General features: G+C 66.3%; 1 protein-coding gene. It reads left to right on the forward strand.

The genetic code is table 11. The features are described from left to right. Positions 1-100: 100 nt before the first annotated feature. Positions 101-1,040 (forward strand): IS481 family transposase (locus tag ACIRPT_RS40945; RefSeq protein ID WP_403836983.1); only part of this gene is annotated, 940 nt, incomplete at its 3' end.

The following is a 1,040-nucleotide window of genomic DNA, read 5'->3' on the forward strand; positions in this document are numbered from 1 at the left end:
TGTATTGATCACGAGCGTTGTTAACAGTCGCTGGGCTTGATCAATGGCGAAGACCTCCGGTGTGGTGGAGGTGTCTACGCTTCACCGCACGGAGGTCTTCGTGTCCCACCGTAATGCCCGGCTGACTATTTATGGCAGGCGGTTGCTGGTCCAACGTGTCTGCTCAGGGCGTCCCGTCGCGCACGTCGCTGCCGAGATGGGTGTCTCTCGTCCCACGGCCCACAAGTGGGTGCGGCGGTGGCGGGCCGAGGGCGATGCGGGCTTGGCGGACCGTTCCAGCCGGCCCCGCACCACCCCGCACCGCACCGCGTCACAAACCGAAGCCCACGTGTGCGAACTGCGGCAGAGCCGCAAGCTGGGACCTGCCCGCATCGGCCCGATCCTGGGCCTGCCGGGCTCCACCGTGTACCGGATCCTGACACGGCACGGCCTGAACCGTCTGGCCTGGCTCGACCGCCCCACCGGCCAGCCGGTCAGGCGTTACGAGCGGGCCCGGCCGGGCGAGATGGTCCACGTCGACATCAAAAAGCTCGGCAGGATCCCCGACGGCGGCGGCTGGCGCACGGTCGGCAGAGAATCCGGCGACCGCAACCGCCAGGCCACCACCAATCGGCGCAAGAGCTGTAAACCGGTGATCGGCTACAGCTACATCCACTCCGCCATCGACGACCACTCCCGCCTGGCCTACAGCGAGGTCCTGACCGACGAACGCAAAGAGACCGCCACTGCCTTCTGGCAGCGAGCCCACGCGTTCTTCGCCGCCCACGGCATCACCATCGAGCGGGTCCTGACCGACAACGGCCCCTGCTACAAGTCCAAGCTGTTCACCCGGACCCTGACTGCCGCAGGCATCGCGCACAGACGCATCCAGCCCTACCGCCCCCAGACCAACGGCAAGGTCGAACGCTTCAACCGCACCCTGCTCGACGAATGGGCCTACCTACGGCCCTACACCAGCAACACCGAGCGGACCGAAGCCTTGACAGACTTCCTCCACACCTACAACCACCACCGATGCCACACCGCACTGGACGGGAAAC

It is taken from the genome of Streptomyces sp. NPDC101227 (assembly GCF_044767545.1).
Lineage (GTDB): Bacteria > Actinomycetota > Actinomycetes > Streptomycetales > Streptomycetaceae > Streptomyces.